The following is a 25,184-nucleotide window of genomic DNA, read 5'->3' on the forward strand; positions in this document are numbered from 1 at the left end:
CCCTTGCCGCGATTGGACGAAGCATGGAGGATAGTAAAATCCCTCGCAGGGCTGTCCTTCGGGTCAGTTGCATTTTGGGTGCTTTGGTGAAGTAGCGTCAGACTTGCCCGCTGCCACGTACGCAACTGTATCCGCGTCAGGGTAGGTACTATCTGTAAGGTCGCCTGGCGACACTGACCCGCGAACGAGCAAACCAGCCAGAATTGGCGCAGCGAATGAAGTTCCCCAACAGACATTCTGTTGTGGATTATTTGAATCATCCGACAGCCACAAGGACCGCACCTCGACGCCAGGTTCTGCAAACGAAGCCCCGAACGCACTGCCTTGCCACAGTTTGTCGGACCACTTCATGGTCATTGGATCAAATTTACTGTCAGCCGCTGATACACTATATATCGCTCCAGGACTGACCGGCGAAGTATACGGTGCAGAATTTGCCGGCGTGAACCCTTGGGCCCACGACCATCCGTTGCCATTTGCTCGCTCAGCATTTCCTGCCGCCACAACAATTCGGAGTTTCCGATCCGCCATCAAATGGAATAGGTTATCTAACAATGTTATATCGTTGCTGTACCCGCCATTCCTTGCAGCCTCAAGAAAGTTAGCTCCCCAGCTTATGTTTACAACGTCACCAGCTTTGGCGTGATCCAAGACATATCTTATTGCTTTAAGAGGTTGGTCCCACACGCTTACGGTTTCATCATCACCAAATATTTTAATGATATTCAGAGCTACCTTAGGACTAACCCCTGCCAATCCTGTATAGTGCGACGATCCATCTTTAAAAGTCCTTCCTCCAATAATACCTGCGACCATTGTGCCGTGTCCCAGCTCATCATCAACGGCCCCCGTCACGCAACTGCCTTGCGTACAGTCGACCTTTGTCGCCACATTCAGAAGATTTGAATTGACCGCAACCGGGTCAACTCCGCTGTCTAGCACCCACACCTCGGGGCCGTATGTGCTTTCCACCGGTGACCCGACCACACGGCAGACGTTTGCGGGAACGTCCTGGATAGTGGTGGTAGTATCCTTTTTGATTATCCTCGGATTGTTCTTGCATCTAGCTGCGTCAAAGAGAGTAACAGAAAATGGATTTGCAAGTTCAAACCCCTGAGATTCAAGCTCTCTTACTCTTGCTTTTGTAATTTTTAACGTTAAAAAGCTTTTACCTATTTCGGGAAAATCTATGGAAATAACTTCCTTTTTGTCAGTATTTTGAATTTCTGCTTTAAAATCCGCCGAGTTGTTCGCCTTCATAGGCATCTCGCCGTAAGGCGCAACAAATGTCGCGGCGATCTCATTCGCAGGCATCTCGTCTGCCAATGACGATCTCTGAGTGGCAGCCAATGACAAGACGCTCATGACAAAAACGGCGCGGAACTGTAGAACGACCACAGCAAGCCTCCTACGTCTGGGCAAACAGCATGCCCCCAAAAGCAGTGCGCTGTCTATAAGAACATGAATTGGGCGTCGTTCCACATCGAGAGCTATCTTGCGGTAGCTGCGAAACGCGCATACGCTCACAGATGGTCCTGTGTTGAGAAGCATGCGATGCCCAGAGCGAATCTTAGGAAGGGTCGACAAGCGCGGGAAATCGGCGCGGCGATTGTCGAGACCTGGCTCAAACTCCTGCCTACGCCGGCCACCATCTTGTCGGTCGATAGTACGGCTGGAAGCCCTCTGAAGATTACAATAAATCGCCAAATATTCACAGCTGCCGGCCAAAGTATCAACCTTCGCGACAGCGGTGGTAGCACTAAGACCAAACTCAAGGTCGGAACCCCAAGCGCGCTGGGGGACTATAAGCAGCAACTGTCGATATTCCTCGCCGACGGAGCCACTGCTTTTCTAACGGCGGGCGATTTCACGAACGGGTTGGCCTTTTCTGATGTCGGCACCCCCAGTTCTCATTTGAAAGACGAACTTACGGCCGTTTTGAACCAAATCGTCGATGGGGTGACGGTGGAACCTGAGTTCGACGAGGCCGGAAAAATTTACGTCGTGGTACCGCGGATTCCGGGAGACATACTTATCAGGGCCGACCTGCTCGACTACTTGGAGAAATACCATAGATTTGGACAGGGGCGACACTATCATGACGAGCTTGGCGCGGCGGTGCTGTTTGGCTGCAGGTAGCTGGACTTAATCCGCAAGCGCTTTGATAGTCAGGCAGATGCTAGTTCACAGCTATGGATGCAAATCACGCCTGCCAGAACGGCTTTTGAAGTTCCGCCTCGACGGCAGACAAGGTGAGACCGACGTCGTCGATCCGCTGAGGCCCATCTTCCGCAAGTCGCTTCAGCTCCTCGCGATAATACATGCGCTCGCGCCAAACCGCGACCAGGCCGCGCAGGGCGACGAGTCTCGCCCAGACCGATGCCGGTCCAGTCGTCCACGTCGGCGGTTCGCCCCAGAGAGACTGGTAGAATCTTGAGGTGAGAGAAAGCTGCGTGCTCATTTGGCTCGTCCTTTCTTGGTGTTGCTAAAAATCGATGACGCTACTTTGGCGGATGAGCGGACCTGCGTACTAAAGCGCGGCCGAAACTGTTCCGAAAAATTCCGAAACGTCTAATATGGCGGGATGCATCGGGTTCACCTCGCCTTTGGTCCGTTCGTGCTCGACCCTGAGAAGGGGACGCTCCTGCGGCAGGACATACCGATCTCCATTGGGCATCGCGGCATCACGCTGCTCGCCGCGCTTGCGGCCCGGCCCGGCGACATCCTGACCAAGGCCGAGCTGATGGAAGCTGCCTGGCCGGGCCTGGCGGTCGAGGAAAGCAATCTCACCGTCCAGATTGCGACGCTGAGGAAGGCGCTCGGCCCTACCGACCACGGTGGCGATTGGATCGCCACCGTGCCTCGCGTCGGCTATCGCTTCACCGCGCCTGTCGAGCGCGTGGAAGGTTCAGTGCAGCGACCGATCGCGCCATCCGGCAAACCCACCATTGCCGTGCTGCCCTTCGCGAATTTGAGCGGCGATCAGGACCAACAATATCTGAGCGACGGCATCACCGAAGATATCATCACTGAACTGGCTCGATACCGTTCGCTCGTGGTGATCGCGCGCAATTCATCTTTTCAGTTTCGTGGGCCAGCGCCGGACCCCGCAGAAGTCCACCGGCAACTCGGCGCGCGCTACCTCGTCGAGGGCAGCGCGCGACGGCTCGGGGACCGCATCCGAATCACGGCGCAACTGATCGACGGCGCCAGCGGCTTCCATTTGTGGGCTCAACGCTACGACCGAGCGCTCGAGGACATCTTTTCGGTCCAGGAGGAGGTGGCGGCTCTCGTAGCTTCAACTGTCCAAGGCGCCGCCGAGGCAGATGCGACTAGCCGCTCGCGGCGAACCCCGCCGGCCGATTGGGCCGCCTACGACTACTACTTGCAGGGTCGCGCGCACTACCATCAGTATGAAATGGACAAGGGCGAATCCATGTTCGCCCGGAGCGCCGAACTCGATCCGGCTTTTGCTCAAGGTCATGCCTATCTGGCGCAGTGCCTGGTTGCGCGATTCTGGTACGACCGCGATTCTCGTACGCTGCAAAGTGCCTTGCAGTCTGCGCGCACGGCGCTCCTGCTCGACCGGAATGACGGCATCTGCAACCAGAGCATGGGCCTCGTGCTCGTACATATGCGCCAGCATGGGGATGCCGGATTGCATTTCCAGCAGGCCCGTACGCTCAATCCGCACGACGTGAACATTGCCGGAGATTATGCAAGCTGGCTCAACTACGGCGGCCAGGCTCAGCAGTCCTTGGCGGTCCTCGAAAGGGCCATACTGCTCGACCCGTTGCCCCCGGTCTGGTTCTGGGAGGTGAAGGGCAGCGCGCTCTTCCTGCTCGGCCGATATGCTGAGGCCATCGACGCTTATCGGAAGGCCGGCGACCAGTTCTTCATCCATGCCTTTCTTGCGGCGGCCTACGGGCATCTGGGCGAGATGGAAAACGCGCATGTCGCAGTCGAGGCCACACTGAGGCGGCAACCGGACCTCTCACTTGGCTACCTTGCCCACCTTCCCTTCGCAGACCCGCCATCCTTCGAGCTCTTCCTCTCCGGCTTCAGAAAGGCCGGCTTTTTATAGGATTCAGTCGGTCCGAAAAACCCTGGACTTCGAAACACCCGCCGATAGGCTACACAAGGTGTTGCAGTGACCGGTTGAACCCACCGGCGCATTCCTGACGTAGGCAACCAACGTGCGCTTCGCATCACATCTTGCGATTGCCCCCGGTGGCAGCACGGCGGCCCAACCTGCCTGTCCTACACAAAGCTGTCACCTGTATGTCTTGCCGCAACTTATGAGAGCGTTCATTCACCCTTGCAAGGCGTCTCGTAGATGTTCGTATGATCGGCAGCCGCCCACTCAACCTTCTCCAGGGAACGCAGGAACGCACGCGTCGACCGCAGGTTGCATAAAAAATCGATTTTTTCGGGGACGCGCGAAAGAGTTCCAATTGGCTCTTGCCGAAGCCGGCGGCCTCGCTCATCCATGCCGTACAGACACTGGGGCCATGATGACCGAGACCAGCCTTCACCTCGTCGAAGCGTCGATCGACCAATTGCGCCAAGCGCTCGACAACGGCGCCGTCACCAGCGTCGAACTGGTCGCGGCCTATGTCAGGCGGATCGCGTATTTCGACCGGCACGGCATTGCGCTGAACGCCGTACCCGTGCTCAACCCTGAAATGTTCGAGGATGCCGCCGCTTCCGACGAGCGGCGGCGGCAAGGAAAGACGCTCGGCCCGCTCGACGGCATCCCCTACACCGCCAAGGACAGCTACAAGGTCAAGGGCCTGACGGTGGCCGCCGGCTCGCCCGCCTTCGAGCATCTCGTCGCCAATGAGGACGCCTTCACAATCGCCCGGCTGCGCGCCGGCGGCGCGGTGCTGATCGGCCTCACCAACATGCCGCCCATGGCCAATGGCGGCATGCAGCGCGGTGTCTATGGCCGCGCCGAAAGCCCCTACAATGGCGACTATCTGACCGCCGCCTTCGCGTCGGGCTCCTCCAATGGCTCAGGCACCGCGACGGCGGCCAGCTTCTGCGCCTTCGGGCTCGGCGAGGAAACCTGGTCGTCTGGCCGTGCGCCGGCCACCAACAACGCGCTGGTCGCCTACACGCCCTCGCGCGGCGTCATTTCCGTGCGCGGCAACTGGCCCTTGGTGCCGACCATGGATGTAGTGGTGCCGCACACGCGCAGCGTGCCCGACATGCTGGAACTGCTCGACGTCATCGTCGCCGACGATCCGGAAACGCGAGGCGATTTCTGGCGCGCCCAGCCTTGGGTGGCGCTGCCGAAAAGCTCCGGGAGGCGGCCACGACGTTATACCGACCTGACGCTTGCGGGGTCGCTGAAAGGCAAGCGGCTCGGCGTACCCAGAATGTATATCGGCCGCGACGCAGAAATAGATCGCCCGATCGAAACCCGCGCCTCGGTACTTGCCCTCTGGAAACAGGCGGCCGCGGATCTGCGGCGGCTCGGCGCCGAAGTGGTCGAGGTCGACTTTCCCGTCGTCTCCAACTATGAGCGCGACCGCCCAGGGGCGCGGACCATGGTCGAGCGCGGCCTGGTGCCGCAGGACTTCGCCGACCGCGAAATCTGGGATCTCTGCATCTGGGGCTGGGACGATTTCCTGCGCGCCAACGCCGACCCTGCTCTGCCCGATCTCGCCTCGGTCGACGGCTCAAAAATCTTTCCGCGGCCGCCGGGCACGCTGCCCGACCGCTATGAAGGCGGCTTCGATCTGGCGGAGTATGTCGAGCGGGCAAAGCTCGGCGTCGCGCCCTTGGCCGACATCCCGACGATCGCAGACGGAATCAAGGGACTTGAAGCAACAAGGCGCATCGACTTCGAGGACTGGCTGGACGCACAAGGCCTCGATGCCGTGGTGCTGCCGGCCGCCGCCGATGTCGGCCCGGCCGACGCCGACGTCAACGAGGCGTCAGCCGATCTGGCCTGGCGTAACGGCACCTGGGTCGCCAACGGCAATCTGGTGTGGCGCCATTTCGGCATCCCGACCGTCACCGTGCCCATGGGCACAATGGCCGACATCGGCATGCCGGTCGGCCTCACCTTCGCCGGCAAGGCCCATGACGATGAAAGGCTGCTGCGCATGGCCGGCGATTTCGAGTGCGCCACGCAGCGCCGCGCCCGGCCGCCGCGCACGCCTGAATTGCCCGATGATGTCTTTCCGGATCGCCCCAGCCAAGCCGGCAACGGCAAGACGCCGGCGCCAACCATCAAGCTTGCGGCGGAGACGCGCGATGAAGGCGACCAGCATGAGATCGCCATCACGATCGAAATGGTTGGCGAGATAACTGAAACGGCCAGCATCAAGGTCCATGTCAACGGGGAGCCCGTTGACATGCGGCGAAGCGGCACGCGGTTCACTGGGCGCGCGCTCGTCCCTGCCGCCGAGCATCGGCGCCTGCACAGCGTCTGGCGCGGCCCGTATGGTTCGATCGTGACTGCTGTCTTGCGGCTTCAGGATGGGCGCACCGCGGGCGCCTATGCGGTTGCCGGTGGGATTGGATGATCATGCGCTGTACGGGCCGCCTCACCATGCGCGCCCAGCGACAAACGCAACCGACCAGACCACGGAATCCAGCCATGATCAAAGTCAAGCAACTCGCCCATGTCTGCATCTTCGCCAACGACCTGGAAGAAACACGGCGCTTCTACCGCGATGTCCTTGGCATGGACATCCAGTTCAATTTCCTGCGCGATGGCGCGGTTTTCGGTTTCTACCTCAATTGCGGCGGCCGCAGCCATGTCGAGGTCTTCCAGAAGGATGGAGCCCGGTTCAGCGAGACGGACCAGATCAACCATTTCTGCCTCGAGGTCGAGAACATCGACGCCGCGATCGCGCACATCACGTCCATGGGCGTGGGTATCACCGCCAAAAAACACGCCTGCGACGACACCTATCAGGCCTGGCTGCGCGACCCCAACGGGGTGAAGATCGAACTGTTCGAATACACCGGCAAAAGCGCGCAATTCACGGGCGGCGATCGCGTCGCGGACTGGTAGGCTAGTCGCGCGCGGCCCACAGCAAACCGCGCTCCATGATTAGCGCCATTTCCGGCACCGCGAACTCATCCGCCGTATGGCCAAGGGAACTGTAAAAAACCTTGCCCGCGCCATAGCGGCGCTTCCAGACGACCGGCATGACGACGCCGTCGATCCCGGGAAAATGCGCGTCAGTGAAGGTGGTGGTCGCCAGCACCTCGTTGCCTGGGTCGACATGCATGTAATATTGCTCCGACCGGTAGGCGAAATCGCTGATGCCTTTCGTGACCGGATCGTCCGGCCGGGTGATGACGACATGGTAGTCGATGATGTTGCCGGGATGCGCGACCCACTGCCCGCCGGTCATGAACTGGTAGTCGGGCTCCGCCCGAAAACTGTCGCCCATCGTGCCGTGAAAGCCGCCGAGCCCGCTTCCCAGGCGAACCGCCTGCGTCAGGTTGTTCAGCTCGGCCTTTTCGATCGTCGACATGGTGATGACAGGCACGATGAGATCGAATGAAGCAAGGTTCGGATCGGCGAACATCACTGTCCCCTCGCCGAGCGTGACCGCGAAGCCGTTGCGCTTCAGCATGTCGCGAATGACATTAGCACTGCGCTCTGGCGTGTGGCCTTCCCAGCCTCCCCAGGCAATCAGGGCTTTCCTGGACATGCGGCAACCTCCCTCGATCCACTAGACCGACGACCGCTCGCCGCACGGGTCAGCGCCAGCCGAGCGCCGGCGCGACATGGGTGAGGATCGCCTCGATGACATGGGCGTTGTAGTCGACGCCGAGCTGGTTGGGAACCGTGAGCAAAAGCGTGTCGGCCTCGGCGATCGCCTCGTCCTGCGCCAATTCCTTGATCAGCACGTCCGGCTCGGCGGCGTAGCTGCGGCCGAAGATCGCCCTGGTATTTTCCTCGATGAAGCCGATCTGGTCGCGGCTCTCATTGCCGCGCCCGAAATAAGCGCGGTCGCGGTCGTCGACCAGCGCGAAGATGCTGCGGCTGACGGACACGCGCGGCTCGCGCTTGTGCCCGGCCGCCTTCCAGGCTTCGCGATAGATGCGGATCTGCTCGGCCTGCTGGACATGGAACGGCTTGCCGCTCTCGTCGAATTTCAACGTCGAGCTCTGCAGATTCATGCCGAGCTTCGCCGCCCATTCAGAGGTGGCGTTGGTCGCCGCCCCCCACCAGATGCGCTCGCGCAAGCCCTCCGAATGCGGCTCGAGCCTGAGCAAGCCGGGTGGGTTGGGGAACATCGGCCGTGGATTGGGCTGGGCGAAGCCTTCGCCGCGCAACGTATCGAGGAACACCTCGGCGTGGTGCCGCGCCATGTCGGCATCGCTTTTGCCTTCCTGCGGCACATAGCCGAAATAGCGCCAGCCATCGATCACCTGCTCGGGCGAGCCGCGGCTGATGCCGAGCTGCAGCCGGCCGCCAGCGATGATGTCGGCCGCACCCGCATCCTCGGCCATGTAGAGCGGATTCTCGTAGCGCATGTCGATGACGGCCGTGCCGATCTCGATGCGGCTGGTCTTGGCGCCGACGGCCGCCAGCAACGGGAATGGCGAGGCGAGCTGGCGGGCGAAGTGATGCACGCGGAAATAGGCCCCGTCCGCGCCGAGCTGCTCGGCGGCGACGGCGAGATCGATCGATTGCAGCAGCGCGTCGTTTGCCGAACGCACCTGCGATTGCGACGAGGGCGACCAGTGCCCGAATGACAGGAAACCAATTTTTTTCATGGTCCTGAAGTATATGCGGGCGGCACATGCTTCAATGGCGAAAGAACAGGGTTACACACCGTCGCCCTCTCGATGCCAAGTTCGCAACTTCAAAGCACCAGAGGGTCGACCGCCGTGGAGGATGGGATGCTCAGGGGAACCCGCATCGTCGAGATCGAGGCGCTGGGACCGGCGCCCTTCGCTGGCATGCTTTTCGCCGATCTCGGCGCCGATGTCATTGTCGTCCACCGCAAGCAGGCGGCCGTCCCGGGCGCGCCCCAGCGCTCGCTGCTCGATCGCGGCAAGCGCTCGATCGCGCTCGACCTGAAGAATACAGACGACGTGGCCGTGCTGATGCGCCTCGTCGCCACCGCCGACGGGTTGATCGAGGGGTTTCGGCCCGGCGTCATGGAGCGTCTCGGGCTCAGCCCGGAGGCCTGCCTCGCGGCCAACCCGCGCCTGGTCTACGGCCGCATGACCGGCTGGGGCCAGCACGGACCGCTGGCCGGCGCCGCTGGCCACGACATGAATTATATCGGCCTGTCCGGCGCGCTCTGGTACGCCTCCTTGCCGGGAGAGCCGCCCATGGCGCCACCGACGCTGGTCGGCGACATAGGCGGCGGCGCGCTCTATCTGGTGATCGGCATGCTGGCCGGCATCATGAACGCGCGAGCGAGCGGTGAAGGCAGCGTGGTCGACGCGGCGATCGTCGACGGCTCCGCCCATATGATGAACCTGCTGATGTCGCTCGCACAATCCGGCGCACTGGCCGCCGAACGCGGCCAAAGCCTTCTCGACGGACCGCATTGGTGCCGTGTCTACCGGACATCGGATGGCGGCTTTATCAGCGTCCAGTGCGTCGAGCCTAAATTCTACGCACTCTTCCTAGACAGGCTCGGCTTGACCGCCGATCCGCTATTCGCCAGGCAATTCGATCGCGATCTCTGGCAGAAGCTCAGTAATCGGCTAGCGACGATCTTTGCCGCAAAACCGCGCGACGAATGGGCGACGCTGTTCGAAGGCTCCGACGCCTGCGTCTCCCCGGTGCTCAGTCCGCAAGAAGCGGCACTGCATCCGCACATGGCCGCGCGCAGGTCGTGGCTGACGGTGGACGGCGTCCTGCAGGCGGCGGCCGCGCCGCGCTTTTCCGGATGGGAACAAAAGACACCGGCCAAAAGCCCGATGCGCGGCGAACATGATGCCGAAATCCGTGCAGGCTTGCCGAGTTGAGACGAGGTCCATGGCGGTTCGGTCGATCGTAAAATTCCCCAATCCCCTCCTTCGCGCCGTAGCCGAACCCGTGGAGCTGTTCGACGGCGATCTGCAGGCGTTGGCCAGCGACCTTGTCGACACCATGCGCGCGGCTCCCGGAATCGGTATCACCGCCCCGCATATCGGCATCTTGAAACGCCTGGTCGTCATCCAGCTCCCTTCCGCGGCTAAACCGGGAATCTATGTAAATCCGTCCGTTATCCAGGCCTCGACCGAAATGGTCCGTCATGAGGAAGGCAGCGTTTCGATGCCCGGTGTAACCGAGGACATCGAGCGGCACGCCCGTATCCGCGTTCGCTATCAGGATCTGGACGGCAATGAGCGGTTCGAGGACGCCGAGGGCCTGCTGTCGGTTTGCCATCAGCATGAGATCGATCAACTCGAGGGGCTGTTCTGGACACACAGGCTGACCCGCCTCAAGCGCGACCGGCTGATCAAGCGCTATAGTAAGCTGATGCGAACCTCGTAGACACCACGCAAGCGTGGACGAACGGCATTGGACTGGCAACGGTCTTGGGCGGATTGCGACGTTGCGCCGGGCGCGTGGCCGCGCCGGCGGACCGTGTCACGTTCGCAACGTGCTGACCTGATCGCGGACGAAACGTCTGCCGGTCATTTTCCGCAGTGGTGATCGTTGATCTTGTTTATCGCAAAACCGTCCGGACCAGTCCGGTGGTAGGAGCAGGCTCCGGCGGCCGTTGTGAACAACTGCTGGTCGTAGTAGCGCGGGCCGCCGAAGAGGAAGTCGATGAGATCGTCATTGGCGGGAACGTAGCGCTCCTGTTCTTCCTGGTGATGACGGTGCTTGGCCCCCGCGAATGCCGAGGAGGACATGCCGAAGCCTATCGCGAAAGCAAGAGCGCAGATCGCCAACCGTTTCGTCGTCATCGCAAACACCCTTCTGTTCGAGAGTCGATCTTACATCGAAAACCGCCAGATGACGAAAAGTTCCTGAACAAGGGCCTTGCTCCGGCCGATGTGCCGGCGACGATCTCGGACCGCAGGCGCCCTCACCTGAATATCGCCACGCCCTCAGTCCGTCTGGATCCAGACGGATTTGGTCTCCAGATACTCGTGCAGATGCTCGATGCCGCCCTCGCGACCATGGCCGGACATCTTCATCCCGCCGAAAGGCACGGCCGGATCGATGGCATGGTACATGTTGACCCAGACCGAGCCGGCCTTGATGCGGCGGGCTAGCTTGTGCGCGGTGCCGAGGTGGGTGGTGAAGACGCCGGCCGCAAGTCCGTAAGGCGTCGCGTTGGCGCGCGCCACGGCCTCGTCCAGCGTGTCGAACGGCATCGCCGAAATAACGGGTCCGAAAATCTCCTCCCGCGCGATGGTCATGGTGTCCGACACAGCGCCGAAAACGGTCGGCGCGATGAAGTTGCCGCCATCATAGAGTTCGCCTGTCAGCCGCGCGCCTCCGGCGACCAGTTGGGCGCCTTCGTCGCTGCCGGCCTTGATGTAGCCTTCCACCTTGCCGGCCTGCCTGGCATTGATGAGCGGCCCGATTTCGGTCTCCGCCTCGATGCCGTGGCCGATGCGCAGTTTTCCGGCGAACTCCGCCAACCGGCGCACGAATTCGTTATGGATCTCACGCGCCACGAACAGGCGCGAGCCGGCGATGCAGATTTGGCCCGAATGCACGAACACCGCCATCGCCGCGATTGGGACGGCCTTGTCGATGTCGGCGTCACGGCAGACAATGATCGGGGACTTGCCGCCGAGCTCAAGCGAGACGCGTTTGAGGTTGGTGACGGCAGCCCGCGCGATCGCTTGACCTGTCAGCGTCGAGCCGGTGAAGACGATCTTGTTGACGGTGGGATGTTCGGCGAGCCGCGCGCCCGCTTCGGCCCCGGTTCCCGTGACGATGTTGACGACGCCGTCGGGCACGCCGGCTTCCTGCATCAGCCCGGCGATCAGCAGTGGCGTCAGCGATGCCTCCTCGGACGGTTTCAGCACGATGGTGCAGCCCGTGGCGAGCGCCGGCGCGATCTTCCAGATCGAAGCCGCGGTCGGCGCATTCCAGGGAATGATCGCGCCAACGACGCCAACCGGTTCGCGCCTTGTGAAGGTGACGATCTCGCCGGGGATCGAATTGTCGATCGCCTCGCCATGCAGCGCCGTCGCCATGCCGGCATAGAAGCGCAGCATGCCGATGACGCGGCGCCGATTGGCCAGCGTACGCGTGATCGGCAGTCCCATGTCGAGCGTGTCGGAAACGCTGAGCTCTTCCCAATGTGTCTCGAACAGGTCGGCGATCCTGAGCAGCACGCATTGCCGCTCATAGGGCGAGAATTTCGACCAGGGCCCTTCGAAAGCCGTGCGCGCTGCCGCGACCGCTGCATCGACATCGGCGGCTCCGCCACGCGGCACCGTCGCCAGCACCTCGCCGGTCGCCGGGTTCAGCGCCTGCATCACCTCGCCGGACCGCGCGGCGACCCACTTGCCGCCAATGAACATCGGCCGGAATTCGCCATGGTAGAGCGATGCGGCCTTCGCCCTCGGGTCGAAATTCACCGCCATCCCTTCCTCCTTGCGAATCCCCGTGACTATTACTCCCGGCGCGGGCGACCTCAACAAGGAAAGCTGAAGGGCGTTCGGATAATCGGACTGCTAGCGTCGGCGCCCGTGTTCACCAGAAAGGCGCAACAACAGGTCCGCGTCCGCTGACACAGCAAACCGTACGGGTTCAAAGATGCCTAGCCCCCGCCGCCCGGCGTGCGTTCCGACAGGAATCGCGTCAGCGCGCCGGGCCTCCCGTTGCGGATCTCGACGTCGTTCCGGCGCGCGATCGCGGCGCGCACGAGCTTGGCGCCGAGATAGCGGAACGGTTCCGGCGGCATCGTCTTGCGCCGATCGAGCCCCACCAGTCCACTGCCGCTCCAGCGATCCTTCCGTTCCAGAACAAGGCTGGCGAGGACGCGGCCGCCGATTGGGGTCTGGGCAATGCCGGTCCCGTTGTAGCCCATGCCAAAGACAATGTTGGGATGCCCCTTCAAGTGATCGAAGACGGGGACATGCTCCGGCACGCAGTCGATCGGGCCCGCCCAGTCATAGTCGATCGGCACCCCTCGCAGTTCGGGGTAGACGCGGCCGAGTTCGCGGATATTGTCCCGTCCGTGTTCGGGGCTGCGGTTGAAGCTTTGGCCGAAATTGCCCGCATAGGCGATGTTGCCGCTGCCGCGGCCGAAGACCACCCGGCCTTTCGGGGTGCGCTGGTAATAGAGGACCTGGCGCTGCGAGTCGCAGATGGAGGCTCCGTCGCGCCAGCCGATCCTGTCGAGCAAGTCAGGGATTTCCGCGGTCGCGACCACCTGGCTCGCGACCACATAGAGATGCCGTCGCAGTTCTGGCAGCGCCGACAGCCAGGCATTGGCCGCCAGCACGACCTTTTCGGCCCGCACCTCGCCCTGGGCGGTCCGGACCAGGCAGGTCCTGCCGGGCACGATTTCGGTGACGGGACTGCGCTCATGGACGGCCACGCCGCGAGCGATCGCCAGGTCGCGCAGGCCTGTGGCCAGCTTGGCTGGATGCACGGTTCCGGCATTCGGCTCGACAACGCCGGCATAGGATGCGGAAGACCCGGTGCGCTGCTTGATCTCCTCGCCGGTCAGTTGCCGAAAGCGGTTGGCCCCGGCTGCCTCGGTCATCGCGACCGCGCGGTTCCAGGCTCCCTCCTGGGCAGTGGAACTGGCCGTCCATAGCCAGCCGTCGAGACGAAGATCCATATCGATCGTGCCGTCGCGCTGAAGTTTCTCCAACTCTGCGATGGCATCGACGCTATCGGCGCAAAGTGCCCGCCCCTCCTCCTCGCCGACGACGGCGCTGATCTGATCGAGCTCGGCGAACCAGGAATGCACCTGTCCACCATTGCGCCCCGAAGCGCCGGAGCCGCACTGATCGGCCTCGAGCACCGTGACCCGGGTTTCGGGAGCCAGATCGCGGATCCGCAACGCCGTCCACAGCCCGGTATAGCCGCCGCCGACGATCACCACGTCGACCTGCTCGCCGCCGACCAAGGGTTGCGTCGCCGGAGACGCGGCGATGTCCTGCAGCCAGAACGACCGATCGGCTGTCGCCGCGACCGCCGGCTGTCTCATCCGTAATGTGGCCATGTCAGACCCTCGTCTCGCGATTGATCACGTCGGCGTATTTCAGCGGCAGCCAGTCCGGGATAGGGCGCGGTTCCTGCGGGAAGCCGCCGAGATGCGTGCAGGTTCTGCTGGCATCGAGGGAGGCTTTTCGCATGGCATCGTCGGCGTCGAGACCCGCGAGGCAGAACGCGGTGATGAAGGTGGCGATAAAGCTGTCTCCCGCACCACACGTGTCCACGACGGAGGTCGGCGACGCCTCGGCATGGCGAACGCCTTGGCTGTCGCGGAAATAGGCGCCGCGGCTGCCGCAGGTGAGCACGACCTGGCGCGCCCCGGCCGACCGCAGCGCGGCCATCAGGGGCTCGACCGGCACGCTCGGCTCGTCTGGACCGGACGCGAAGACCAGAGGCACGCCCTCCAGCGGCAAGGCCAGATGCGCGGTCGAGACGTCGAGACTGAACGGCACGCGCTCGCCAACCAGGCGGCGCACGAGATCCTTGTTGGCGTTGGTGCCCAGATGCACCCAGTCGGCTTTCGATATGACCTGCCAGTCGCGCGGCGCGGGCATGTAGTTCTCGCCGACGCCGAAGGATTCGAACAGGAAAGTACGGTCGCCCGACTGGTCGCGCAGCAAGGTCACCGCCGTATCGCCGGAGATCATCTCGACATCGTTGCGGGACAGCCCGGCGGTCTCGATCTCGCGGAGCGTTATCTCGCCTTCAGGATCATCGCCAACGGCGCCGAAATAGCGTGCGCTCCAGCCATCGCGGCGCCATTGAACGGCAACGTTGAGGGCGTTCCCGCCCACGGTCAGGAGGTCCTTGTTGAGATAGACGTCGAGGCAGTTGTCACCGACGGCGACCAGATTGGGCGATGCTCTTCCGGTCATGCTGCTGTCGGCGCCCGCGTCAGGTGGGGCTCGATGGCCTTCAGATTGCGTGTCCACGCCGCGACCGGGTCGAGCGCATAGGAGCCGTTTCCGAACGGCTCGAAGGTCAGTTTCCCCCGATAGCCCGACGCGGCGAGGTGGTCGAGATATTGCCCGATCGGAAGCTTGCCGTCGCCCCAGACAAGATGCCCCGCAGGCAGCCCGTCGACGATCTGGACATGCGCGAGGCGCGGCCCGAACAGCCTGACATAGTCGGCCACCGCATCGCCGGCCGTGGCCATGCCGACCGTGTCCAGGACCACGTCCATGGTGTCGGCGCCGATCTGGTCGAGCATTTCGCGCAGGCCCGCCGCGTTGGTGACAACGTTGGTTTCGACGCGTTGCAGCGGCTCGAGCAGGCAGCGCACGCCGAGCGAGGACGCATGGGCGGCGATCTCCGCAAGCGACTGGGCCGACCGTGCCCACGCCTCTCGCGGCGGGTCGTGTTCATATCCACGCCCGGACGTCAGGAACAAATATCGGGCGCCCAGTTCGGCGCATATGTCCGCCGCGCGGCAGAACCGCTTGACGCTGTCGCGGCGGTATTCGCCGTCGCCCGACGCGATGTTGATCGGATAGATCACCTGCTCGGGCGTGAAGCACCAGACCGTCAGGCCGTTCTGCGCAAGTATCTCGCGAACCGATCGAACATGCTCGTCGGTCGCATGAAACAGGTCGAGATGCGGCGCGATGCCCCAAAGCTCGATCTCCTTGAAGCCGAAGCCGCGAAGGATCTCCGCAACGCGCTCGAACGCGTAATGCTGGAAGGCGAAGTTGGCCCCAATCAGCTGGTCGACCTTGAATTGCGGCATTGATGTCCTTCCCGGTGATTTATTTGCCGATGCCTTCGGAGAGGCCGCGGATGAAGTACCGCTGTGCGGCGAAGAAAAGCAGGACGATCGGCAGAGCCGAGATCGTCATCGCGGCGAAGACGACGCCGTAATTGGTGCCGTTCTTGGACATCAGCGAGGTGAGGCCGACGGGCAGCGTCTGAACTGCCGATCCGTTGGTGAAGACCATCGCGAACAGATACTCGTTCCAGGCAAACAGAACGTGGAGAATGATGCAGGAGATGATGATCGGCTGGGACAGCGGCAGGATGATGCGCCAGAAGATCTGCCCCTCGCTGGCGCCGTCGACGCGGGCCGCCTCGTCGAGATCCTTCGGCAGCCCAAGCATGTAGGCGCGGATCAGGAAGGTGCTGAACGGAATCCGGAACGCCGTGTAGAGGATGATCAGCGCCCAGTAGGTGTTGTAGAGGCCGATCGCCTGCAGCATCCGCACCAGCGGAATCAGCGCCACTGTCGGACTGAGCATGAGGCCGCCAAGGACCAGGCCGACGACAAGCGGCTTGCCGGGCATTGGCGTTCGCGTCAGCCCGTAGGCGGTCCAGGCACTGATCAGCACCGTGCAGATCGCTGAAGCGACGGTCACCAGCAGGCTCGAGACCAGATAGTCGCGGACGCCCCGGTTCCAGGCCTGCACATAATTGCCCCAGGTCCACCGCGACGGCAGCGCGAACGGGTCGCCGAAGATCTGCCCATTGTCCTTGAAGCCGTTGAGCGCCATCCAGACCAGCGGATAAAGCACGACGATGCCGAGACAGATCAGGAACGAGTACAGAAAGGCTTTCGCAAGAGCGCTCCCGAAGGTCGGGCGCGCGGTCCGCACGCTGGCCGCCATCACCGTCACAGCTCGACCCTCCGGCGCCTGGTGTACCAAAGCTGGGCCGCTCCGGTGATCATGGTCACGGCGAAGATCACGGCGGCGATCGCGGCGCCGTAGCCGAAATTGTTCTGGATGAAGCCCTGCTGGTAAAGCCATGTGCCAAGCACCTGGCTGCGGTTGTTGGGCCCGCCGGCGGTCATGACCATGACCTCGTTGAACACCTGGAACGCGCCGGTGATGGTGACGATGATCATCAGGCCGGTCATCTCGCGGGTCAGCGGCAGCGTCACGCTCCACAGCCTGCGTAGCGGCCCGGCTCCGTCCATTACGGCGGCATCATAGAGATCGCGCGGAATCTTCTGGATCGCGATCGCGAACAGGAGCGTCGAATAGCCGAAGCCCTGCCACTGGCTCATCGCGATGATCGCGTAGATCGCCGTGTGCTCGCCGCCGAGCCAGGGTTGGATGAGTTGTTCCAGACCAATGCGCCTGAGCCCGGCGTTCAAGAGCCCGATATCGGGCTGGTAGATGAAATAGAACAGCAGGCCGGTCACGGTGATCGAGATCGCGGAAGGAATAAAATAAAGCGCCCGCCAGAAACGCCTTTGCCGCTCGCTGCCCAGCCCCTCGATCAGCGCCGCCAGCACGAAGGCGCCGCCGACCTGGAAGATGATGGAGATCAACGCGTAGAGCGTGTTGTTCCACAACGCCACCCAGACGACCGGGTCGTGCAACAGCCGCTCATAATTGGCGAGGCCGATATTCGTGGTCTCGCCTGTAAAAATATCCTCGTCGGTGGTGCTGACGATAAAGTTGTCGACGATCGGGTAATACACGAACCAGCCGACCAGGATCACGGCGACGGCGACCCAGCGGAGCGAGCCCCAGTGGCGGAGCCGGCGGCCGGTTTTCGCCGCCGGCTCGCCTCTGGCGTTGCTCAAGGCAGCGCCTTCCATTCTGGCCAGACCGGGATTCGCCATTGGCCTATTTCGATGCCGCGGCCGCCTGCTTGACCTGCTCCATGACCTGTTCCGGCGTCATCGAGCCGCCGGTGAGGGCCTGGAGGCTGGACAGCCAGGCTGAAGCCACGCGCGGCGGGTTCACCGTGTCCAGCCACGGCATCAGGTAGGAGGCGGAGGCGATATCCTTGAGGCCGGCCACGACGGAAGGGTTCATGTTGGCTTCCGACGCCCCGCCGATGGTCGCGCTAGGCTGCCCGTAGGGCGGAGCCGAGAGCACTTGGCCATTCTGCTTGGACGTAACGAATTTCATGAAGTCGATCGCCAGCGGGATGTTGCTGGAAGCGGAACTGATCATGTAGCCTTCCGGCGCGCCTTCGATCGCTTTCGCGTCGCCCTTTGCGCCGTTCGGCATAGGCAGGGTGAAGAAGCCCAGATCGGACACTTTCAAAGCGGAATCCGCCGACGCGCTCTGATCGAACTCGATGATCTCCTGGTAGTACATGGCCGATTTCGTGTTGCTGAAGGTCTGAATGGCCGACGAATATGAGGTGCCGTTCACCGAGGCGCCGCCATCCGTGCAACTGTCGATGAGCTGCTTGTATTGGGTGAGCGCGGCGACATAGCCCGGGTCGCTATACTCCGCCGTGCCCGGGTCGAAATCCTTCTCGAGTACCGCCTGCGGGACGTCGTAGGCGAGCAGCTGCCCCACATAGTGGATTGCCGGCCAGGCTTCCTTGTTGCCGAAAGAGATCGGCGTCATGCCCGATTTCCGGATCGTCTCGCAGGACGACAGGAGCTCCTCGAAGGTCTTGGGCGCGCTCAGGCCGAGCTTGGAGAAAGCCTGCTTGTTGTAGCCCATGAATTTTGCGTCGAGATAGAGCGGAATGCCGTAGTATTCGCCGTTGTACATGAAGGCCTGAACGGCCGCCGGTGTCAGTGTCTTGCCCCACTCGGTATCGGGTCCGATGACCGGGGTCAGGTCGACGGCGCGATGGCCGCGCACGAAGTTTCCACCCCAGCTGCCGGTCCACGAAAAGTAGATGTCCGGGAGCGAGTTCGACGCGACAAGCGTTTTGGTCTTGTCCTTGACGCTGTCGTCGCTTTCCTGGATGAGTTCGACTTTCACGCCGGGATGAAGCTTCTCATAATCCTGGGCGACGCCGACGAAGTAGGGCGCCAGCTGCTGCGCGCCGAACTTCGTCAGGACCGACAGCGTTCCCTGGTAATCGACCTTCGCGTTCGGATCGGCCTGGACCGCCTCGGCGCCGACACCTTGTCCCATTGTCAGGCCCAGTGCCGATGCCGCGGCCAGCGCGGCGATTGCCGCCTGTGTTGAATATTTCATGATCAGTTCCCTTCTTCGTTTTTATGAGGTGAGGTGATCAGTATTCGACGCGCTTGTAGTAGCGGCGCGTCGTCAGCGGGTGATTGCGCAACACTTCCAGATGTGCGCTTACCCGTTCCAGCAACGTCGCAAGCACGATCGGCGAGATGAACTTGCGGACAGCAGGCGAGATACCGGGCAGTTCGACCGACGCGGCATCGAGAACGTGCACCTTGTCGGTGTATCGCTTGATGAAATTTTCGACGCGATCACCCAGCGGACGGCTGGCATCTTCCCCCTTGAAGAGGAATACGCTCACACCCGGTTCGACCAGCTCCAGCGTGCCGTGGAAGAAGTCGGCGGCATGGACCGGTCTGGTCCTGATCCACTGCATCTCTTCCAGAATGCACATGCCGTAATAATAGGCTTGCGGCCAGACGGAGCCGGCGCCGGTGAAGATGTGATAGGTTTCGTTCTTGATCGTGTCGGCGAGTTTTGCCGCGCTGTCTTCGTAGGCCGCCTTTGCCCCAACCAGCAGTTCAGGCAGTCTCTTGAGCTCGGCCACCGTGGCGTCGAAGTCCTCGTACTCGCCGCGCTCGTCCAGCAGTGCCAGCACAATCAGCAGCGACTGCAGATAAAAGGATTCCGAAGAGGTGTCGTCCTCCGCGAAGTTCGTGAAGGTGAAATCGGCTTCCCTGGCAAGTGGCGTGTCGGAATGGCCGGTGAGCGAGAGCGTGCGCACGCCTTTCTGCTTCATGAAGGAAAGCAGCTGCACGCTTTCCCTGGTCGTGCCCGACAGCGAGGGAATGACCACGAGCGACTTCCGGTCCAGCCCGGCCGGCGGATCAAGCACGACCTGCGCCGGATATTCTCCCCGCACCGGAAAGTTCGTACGGCGCTCGGCCAGCTCGATCGCCGGAAGGGTCAGAAGCTGCACGCCGCCGGTCCCCATGAAATAGAGCCGCTCGACGCCCTCGCCGAGCAGCCGGTGCAGGAGCGCCCTCGCCTCCTCGGCGAAGGAGACGGCTCCGCTCTGGATCTTGATGAAGCGGTCTTTGTCAAAGTTGAGCATGCAGGTCTTCCTCGTATTTTCGCTGCGGCAGGGCGTCCGTTCGTTGCAGGTGCGCCGCCGGTAGGTCGCCACGGCCATCATCGATCCGGCTGATTGTGAGATCGATCTCACATATTTAACGCACGCATTGCAGAGGTTGGCAAGTCCCTCGTCGGACGAATTCGCGGAAGAGCCTATTTGGATCGGGCGATCAGCGCCCGTGCAGCCGCGAGACCGAGCCGCGAACGATGAGACGGGTCGGGAAGCGCGTGTGGCGCGGGGCCAGCTTCTTGCCGGCCAGGCGGTCGAGCAGCATTTTGGCGGCAAGCGGCCCTATTTCGGCTGTCGGCTGTGCAATGACGGTGATCTGGGGATCGGTGAAGGTGGCGAGGTTGAAATCGTCGAAGCCGACCAGCGAAACATCATGCGGGATTGACAATCCCATCGAGCGCAGGCCGAGCAACGCGCCTTGGGTCATAAGGCTGTCCACGGTGAACAAGGCGGTTGGGCGATCGCGGCGGCTGAACAGTCGAATGGTGGCGTCGACAGCATGTTCCACGGTCGAGCGTGACACGCTGACCAGCGACGGGTCGAGGGCAATGCCATGCGCCGCAAGCGAATTCTGGTAACCGGCAAGGCGTTCCTGCGCGGTGAAGATGCGCAATTCGTCCCGCAACAGGCCGATGCGCTCGTGGCCGTTGGCAACCAGGTAGTCCACGGCCTCGCGCGCACCGCCTTCATTGTCGACGACGACGCTGTCGCAGTCCACTTCCTTGACGACACGGTCGATCAGCACGACCGGCGTGCCCTCACGGGCGAGTTGCACGATATGCTCGCTGTCCGTCGCCGAGGTCGGCGCAAGAATGAAGCCACGGATGCTGAGCGCACGCATGCTTTCGAGCAGTTCCTTTTCCTGGTCGACATTCTCTTCGCTGCTGGCGATCAGAAGATTGTGGCGGTGCCTACGCAGTTCCGCCTCGATATCATGGGCAATGCGCGCGAAGAACGGGTTCTGGATGTCGCCGGGAATGAAGCCGACGATCGGCAGCTGCCCGCTGCGCAGGGCCTGCGCCACGAGGTTGGCGCGATAGCCCAGTCGCTCGGCGGCTTCCAGCACGCGCAGCGCCGTCCCGTCGCCAACGTAACCATAACTGTTGAGCGCCCGCGCCGCCGTGGCGCGCGAAACGTTGGCCGCGGCGGCCACGTCTTTCAGGGTGATCCCTTTCTGCGTCACGATCATTGTGCTCCCGGGACGGTAATATCCCGCTTGGCGAACCCGCGGGCGAACTTGCCCGTACGCTATTGGTAAATAACAATAATGGTGGGCCGGAGGGTGTGCGATTGAACCCGAAAACAACGAACGAGAGTGATTGCTGACTCGAAATACCAATTTAGCCAGAGCTGGCCAAGGACTCTCTTTGCGAAAAATGGAGCGGTTTGCGGACTGTCCGTTTTGGCGATGACGAGACTGGAAAGCGGACCGATGCGTCCAGCGTATCGCGGGCTGCTTTGCGCCAACAGAGTTGATAGTCGCCTGTCAGCGACTTCAGGTGTTGCGGGGATAGCGCGTCTTGATTTGCCGGTCGCTCGCGTGGGTGTGGCTGGTACAACCACCATCGGCCCGGTTGATGGCGAGGGCATTATCTAGGCGCCCCCGCCACTCGGAAGAACAGTGACCGACGCCGCCAGTTACCTCACGTTGCTTAGTTGGGTTCGTCGCTTAGCGCGCGCTCGTTGGGATCGATCGGACCCAAATTCTTTACGATTCGGAAGCGACCGCTTTGTGCCTGTGCGATATACATGTTCATGCGGACGTGGTGCTGGCCAGGGACCATTTCGGCCGGGCCACCCGGCCCCCTGCTGAGCTTGGCGTGATCGAGCGCCCGGATAACCGCGTCGCGCTCGACCGTGCCGGCTTCGTTCACCGCAGCTTCCCACATCTTGATCGCCCGGTAGTGGCCGGTGCATCCGCTGCCTGCCGTCAACATCGCGCTGCCGGGGAATCGGTCCCGGTAGCGACACAGGAGCGCTCGGCCAAATGGGTCGTCGAGCTCCTGATAATAGTCGAGGCAGCTGTAGAGGCCCTCGATCTGCTCCGACGGCACCAGGTTGAAGAAGTTCTCGTCGAAGTAGGTGCAGATGATCTTGCCGCCGCGCTTGCCGAAACCGGCCTTGTGCAATTTGTCTAGGAACGGCGTCAGGCCCGGCGGAACGATGGTGTTGAAAACCACCTCGGCGCCACTCGCCATGATGTGCTGCACTGTTCGCTGGAAATCGACGGTGTCGAGCGGAAAATACTCCTCACCGACGATCTCGCCGCCATTGGCTCGCACTACCCGGCTCGCGGCCTTGTTCAGCAAATGCGGCCAGATGTAGTCCGCGGATGGCAGGTAGAATTTCTTCGCCCCGGTGCTCTTCATCAGCCATGGGATCAATGGCTCGACCTGCTGCGCCGGGACGGGGCCGGTGCAGAAGATCAGGGGATCGTTTTCCTGCCCCTCATATTGCTCGGTATAGATATAGAGCGTCCTGCCGCGCGAGACCGCTTCGCTCTTGATGGCCAGGCGGGTCGAGCTGTAGATGCCGCCGACGACCAAATCGACTTTGTCGATGTCTATCAGTTTCGCGGTCCTTTCCTTGGCGACACTTTCGCTGGTCTCGCCGTCCTCGACGACGAGCTTCACCGGCCGGCCCAGCAGGCCGCCTTTGGCATTGATGTCGTCGACGAGCATGGTCGTCAGGTTTGCGTTGGCGATGCCCATGAAGGACAACGGGCCGGTAAGTTCGGCGATGAGGCCGATCTTGATGGGTTTCAAATCCATTTCATTTCTCCGATCTTGGGGGTTTCGTGGGGCGCGCCGCTGCAGGCAGCAGTCGGCGCGCAGCGCATGTCAGGCCTCATAGTGACCGAGCAGCAGTGCCGCCTGCGGCTTGCCGACGTGGCCGGCTTCCTGCAGAATCGCTGGCACTTCGGGATCCGACACGAAATTCCTCCAGCCCTCGGCGTCCCAGTCGAAGATCGCCCAGACGCGGTCCGGCTCGCTGGGGTCACGAAACACGGTTGCGCCGTTCGAACCGTGCAACCGGCGCTTGTCGGCGCCCTTGGTCGAAAAGATACGGATGAAGCGGTCGACGTCCGCCACCTTGGTCGTTGCGAGAAGCATTTGGTTTTCCTCCTGTCGGTCGCGGCTACCATTGGTCCGTCGACAGGATCACGATGCGCGCCTCTGAGCAGGCGCACATGGGGTGTATTCCCTATGCCTGCATTTCCCCCGGTCGGATAAGGCCGTGCTCGACCGCATAGAGCGTGGCTCCGGCGCGGGTGGTCACGCCGATCTTGGAATAGACGCTCTGGATATGGTGATCCGCGGTCTTGGGCGAGATATCGAGCTTGCGTGCCGCCTCCTTCGCCGTGAGTCCGGCAGCGATCAAACGCAGCACCTCGATCTCACGCGGCGTCATTCCGGCCAGCGACCGGGGCGACGCCCGGCGCGACGGCTGGCCCGCGAAGGACAGCACGGCCTCGGCGGCGGCGGCGCAGATACAGCCCTCTCGAACAGCGGCGTTCAGCTGCGTTGCCGCCGCCTCGCTGGACAACGCCTTGCGGTGCGGACGTTCCTCTCGCGAGGTCTGGAAGGCTTCGGCAGCAGCCAGGATCCGTGCCGCCGGGGACAGGTCGGAGCCGCCAACCTTGCGGTGATAGCCCGAGCCATCCAGGCGTTCGTGATGGCGGAGCACGAGCGCGGCCATAACATCGCCCTCGCGGCCGAACGAGGCCAGCGCGCGATCGCCGTAATAGGCGTGCAACTGCGCCGCGTCGCGCTCGCGGACCGACAGCGGACCGTTGCGCATCCAAGTCGCCACCGGCACCACGAGTTCGCCAATGTCATGGATGCAACCGCACCAGCGCAGCGCACGGACGTCAGGGGCGGGCAAGCCGATACGTCTCCCTGCACCCTCCGCCAGTTCCGACACCATCCTCGAATGGCCTTGCGTAAAGGGCATGCGCATATCGATCATGTCGGCAATGGCCAGGAACGCCTCGTCGCAGGCTGCCTCGTCCAGCATCACCGGCGGATCGGGCTCTAGCGCCAAAATGGTCTCGCGGTCGACCGTCGCCCTGATGCCCTCCATCAGCGCCGGCGCGTTGTCCGAGACGAGTCGGGCCAGATCCGCTTCGTATGGGCCGTCAGCGCGGCTGGCGATGGCTTCGGCCATCCCTTCGATACCGACCGCATCGCAGAGTGCGATAGCATCCTGCGCCAATGTGATGAGGCGCACGGCTGGCAGTACATCCTCGCCGCTCAGCCCACGCGGTAGGCCCTTGCCGTCCCAACGTTCGTAAATTTGACCGAGATTGCGCCGGATCTCGTCCGACAGGCCGAGCCGCTCGCCTATCCGCTGCGCGACCTCACAATGAGCTGTGAGCACCGGGCGCGCCACCGCGAGCGCCTGCGACATCGCGGTCTCGATCGCCCTCGCCTGCGCGTCCGGCTCGAGGTCATAGTAGAACCGCTTGAAGGCCTGCACGAAGACCCTCCCCAGTTCCGCACGATTGCCCATGTCTAGACCGACAAGATCCTGGCGGAGCGCGATTTCGTCGCCGAAGGTGGCCGACAGAAGGTCGGTGTCCGCATTGCAGCCGACATAGCGCAGCATCGACTGGTGGTAGGCATTGCGCCGATCCTGCTCGGAAACTCCCGCAAGATCGGCGATCCGCATTGCAAGTACGCAGGACTTGAGCGCGAAGTCGCGAGAATGGCCGGTGGCAAGGTCCGACGCATAGGCGAGGACCATCATGAAGTCCGCCCGGCGGATCGAGACGTTTGTCATCCCCCACCTCCCAGTCAGCCCATGCTAGCCCCGTGTGCCGTCAAGACCTAGGGGAAAATCTCAAGCGGGCTTAGATCCTGCAAGAAACAGAGGGTCCTGTTTGGGGCCATGTATGGACGGCTCTCCGTTGGCAAGGGATTTGTGAGCTTTTGCAGTTGGTGGTTGGTGCGGCCATGTATCCGACCTGTAGGTGCGGCCTTTCATGTGCCGCTGGCCATAATGCCATTCGCGCGTTTCAGGTCCCGATCGAAAGCTCGCACTCATAGTGCACGGCCCCAGTGGGTTTTCCTGATCCGGCGGGTTCAACCGGCTTTGT

General features: G+C 62.5%; 23 protein-coding genes. 6 read left to right on the plus strand and 17 right to left on the minus strand.

What is annotated here, in order from left to right; all coding sequences use genetic code 11:
* Positions 1-63 precede the first annotated feature (63 nt).
* Positions 64-1,398 (minus strand): S8 family peptidase, encoded by a 1,335-nt coding sequence (locus AC3CB8_RS25880; protein WP_198026133.1) that lies wholly within the window; start codon positions 1,396-1,398, stop codon positions 64-66.
* A 156-nt stretch (positions 1,399-1,554) separates the two neighbouring features.
* On the opposite strand from AC3CB8_RS25880, the gene AC3CB8_RS25885 reads away from it, so the two are divergent.
* On the plus strand, positions 1,555-2,139 hold the full coding sequence (locus AC3CB8_RS25885; protein WP_023794417.1) for a hypothetical protein: 585 nt from the start codon (positions 1,555-1,557) through the stop codon (positions 2,137-2,139).
* Between the two features lie 64 nt (positions 2,140-2,203).
* On the opposite strand, the gene AC3CB8_RS25890 is transcribed toward AC3CB8_RS25885, so the two are convergent.
* On the minus strand, positions 2,204-2,461 hold the full coding sequence (locus tag AC3CB8_RS25890; RefSeq protein WP_023773586.1) for a DUF1127 domain-containing protein: 258 nt from the start codon (positions 2,459-2,461) through the stop codon (positions 2,204-2,206).
* A 123-nt stretch (positions 2,462-2,584) separates the two neighbouring features.
* Here AC3CB8_RS25890 and AC3CB8_RS25895 point away from each other — a divergent pair, with 123 nt between their 5' ends.
* From AC3CB8_RS25895 to AC3CB8_RS25905, 3 genes are all read left to right on the plus strand, one after another.
* Entirely contained in the window at positions 2,585-4,084 is a 1,500-nt protein-coding gene (locus AC3CB8_RS25895) for a winged helix-turn-helix domain-containing tetratricopeptide repeat protein (protein WP_023794413.1), read from the plus strand.
* A gap of 430 nt (positions 4,085-4,514) precedes the next feature.
* Positions 4,515-6,536, plus strand: a complete 2,022-nt coding sequence (locus AC3CB8_RS25900; RefSeq protein WP_023794411.1) for an amidase — start codon at positions 4,515-4,517, stop codon at positions 6,534-6,536.
* A gap of 74 nt (positions 6,537-6,610) precedes the next feature.
* On the plus strand, positions 6,611-7,030 hold the full coding sequence (locus AC3CB8_RS25905) for a VOC family protein (RefSeq protein WP_023794409.1): 420 nt from the start codon (positions 6,611-6,613) through the stop codon (positions 7,028-7,030).
* Position 7,031: 1 nt separating this feature from the next.
* Here the strand turns inward: AC3CB8_RS25905 and AC3CB8_RS25910 are convergent, their stop codons facing one another.
* Both AC3CB8_RS25910 and AC3CB8_RS25915 read right to left on the minus strand, forming a co-directional pair.
* Positions 7,032-7,679, minus strand: a complete 648-nt coding sequence (locus AC3CB8_RS25910; protein WP_023781602.1) for a ThuA domain-containing protein — start codon at positions 7,677-7,679, stop codon at positions 7,032-7,034.
* 49 nt (positions 7,680-7,728) lie between these two features.
* On the minus strand, positions 7,729-8,751 hold the full coding sequence (locus tag AC3CB8_RS25915) for an LLM class flavin-dependent oxidoreductase (protein ID WP_352563518.1): 1,023 nt from the start codon (positions 8,749-8,751) through the stop codon (positions 7,729-7,731).
* Between the two features lie 126 nt (positions 8,752-8,877).
* On the opposite strand from AC3CB8_RS25915, the gene AC3CB8_RS25920 reads away from it, so the two are divergent.
* Together AC3CB8_RS25920 and AC3CB8_RS25925 are read left to right on the plus strand one after the other, a co-directional pair.
* Positions 8,878-9,960 (plus strand): CaiB/BaiF CoA transferase family protein, encoded by a 1,083-nt coding sequence (locus AC3CB8_RS25920; protein ID WP_352563517.1) that lies wholly within the window; start codon positions 8,878-8,880, stop codon positions 9,958-9,960.
* A 10-nt stretch (positions 9,961-9,970) separates the two neighbouring features.
* A complete protein-coding gene (locus AC3CB8_RS25925; protein WP_352563516.1) occupies positions 9,971-10,471 on the plus strand; it encodes a peptide deformylase in 501 nt (166 codons plus the stop codon).
* Positions 10,472-10,614: 143 nt separating this feature from the next.
* Here AC3CB8_RS25925 and AC3CB8_RS25930 read toward each other — a convergent pair whose 3' ends face one another.
* The 13 genes from AC3CB8_RS25930 to AC3CB8_RS25990 all read right to left on the minus strand — a co-directional run bounded on the left by AC3CB8_RS25930 (position 10,615) and on the right by AC3CB8_RS25990 (position 24,868).
* Positions 10,615-10,890, minus strand: coding sequence for a hypothetical protein (locus AC3CB8_RS25930; RefSeq protein ID WP_352563515.1), 276 nt, complete (start codon positions 10,888-10,890; stop codon positions 10,615-10,617).
* A gap of 144 nt (positions 10,891-11,034) precedes the next feature.
* On the minus strand, positions 11,035-12,531 hold the full coding sequence (locus AC3CB8_RS25935; protein WP_352595351.1) for an aldehyde dehydrogenase family protein: 1,497 nt from the start codon (positions 12,529-12,531) through the stop codon (positions 11,035-11,037).
* 176 nt (positions 12,532-12,707) lie between these two features.
* Positions 12,708-14,123, minus strand: a complete 1,416-nt coding sequence (locus AC3CB8_RS25940; protein ID WP_352726209.1) for an NAD(P)/FAD-dependent oxidoreductase — start codon at positions 14,121-14,123, stop codon at positions 12,708-12,710.
* A gap of 1 nt (position 14,124) precedes the next feature.
* Positions 14,125-14,991, minus strand: a complete 867-nt coding sequence (locus tag AC3CB8_RS25945) for a PfkB family carbohydrate kinase (RefSeq protein ID WP_023773573.1) — start codon at positions 14,989-14,991, stop codon at positions 14,125-14,127.
* Positions 14,988-15,842: a sugar phosphate isomerase/epimerase family protein gene (locus AC3CB8_RS25950; RefSeq protein ID WP_023794394.1), complete on the minus strand. Its 855-nt coding sequence runs from the start codon at positions 15,840-15,842 to the stop codon at positions 14,988-14,990. Before AC3CB8_RS25950 ends, AC3CB8_RS25945 begins: the two co-directional genes overlap by 4 nt.
* Positions 15,843-15,861: 19 nt before the next feature.
* Positions 15,862-16,713, minus strand: coding sequence for a carbohydrate ABC transporter permease (locus tag AC3CB8_RS25955; RefSeq protein ID WP_352563655.1), 852 nt, complete (start codon positions 16,711-16,713; stop codon positions 15,862-15,864).
* Between the two features lie 5 nt (positions 16,714-16,718).
* Entirely contained in the window at positions 16,719-17,639 is a 921-nt protein-coding gene (locus tag AC3CB8_RS25960) for a carbohydrate ABC transporter permease (RefSeq protein WP_352563512.1), read from the minus strand.
* Positions 17,640-17,682: 43 nt separating this feature from the next.
* A complete protein-coding gene (locus AC3CB8_RS25965; RefSeq protein WP_352595354.1) occupies positions 17,683-19,005 on the minus strand; it encodes an ABC transporter substrate-binding protein in 1,323 nt (440 codons plus the stop codon).
* A gap of 37 nt (positions 19,006-19,042) precedes the next feature.
* Positions 19,043-20,056, minus strand: a complete 1,014-nt coding sequence (locus AC3CB8_RS25970; protein ID WP_352563510.1) for an SIS domain-containing protein — start codon at positions 20,054-20,056, stop codon at positions 19,043-19,045.
* A gap of 190 nt (positions 20,057-20,246) precedes the next feature.
* The gene (locus tag AC3CB8_RS25975) at positions 20,247-21,275 is read right to left on the minus strand and encodes a LacI family DNA-binding transcriptional regulator (protein ID WP_488377355.1); all 1,029 of its coding nucleotides are present in this window, start codon (positions 21,273-21,275) and stop codon (positions 20,247-20,249) included.
* A gap of 463 nt (positions 21,276-21,738) precedes the next feature.
* A complete protein-coding gene (locus AC3CB8_RS25980) occupies positions 21,739-22,857 on the minus strand; it encodes a substrate-binding protein (RefSeq protein ID WP_352563508.1) in 1,119 nt (372 codons plus the stop codon).
* A gap of 69 nt (positions 22,858-22,926) precedes the next feature.
* On the minus strand, positions 22,927-23,199 hold the full coding sequence (locus AC3CB8_RS25985; RefSeq protein ID WP_023781588.1) for a hypothetical protein: 273 nt from the start codon (positions 23,197-23,199) through the stop codon (positions 22,927-22,929).
* Positions 23,200-23,290: 91 nt separating this feature from the next.
* Positions 23,291-24,868, minus strand: coding sequence for an HD domain-containing phosphohydrolase (locus tag AC3CB8_RS25990; RefSeq protein WP_352563507.1), 1,578 nt, complete (start codon positions 24,866-24,868; stop codon positions 23,291-23,293).
* Positions 24,869-25,184: the final 316 nt, after the last annotated feature.

Source organism: Mesorhizobium sp. P160927, from assembly GCF_057766385.1.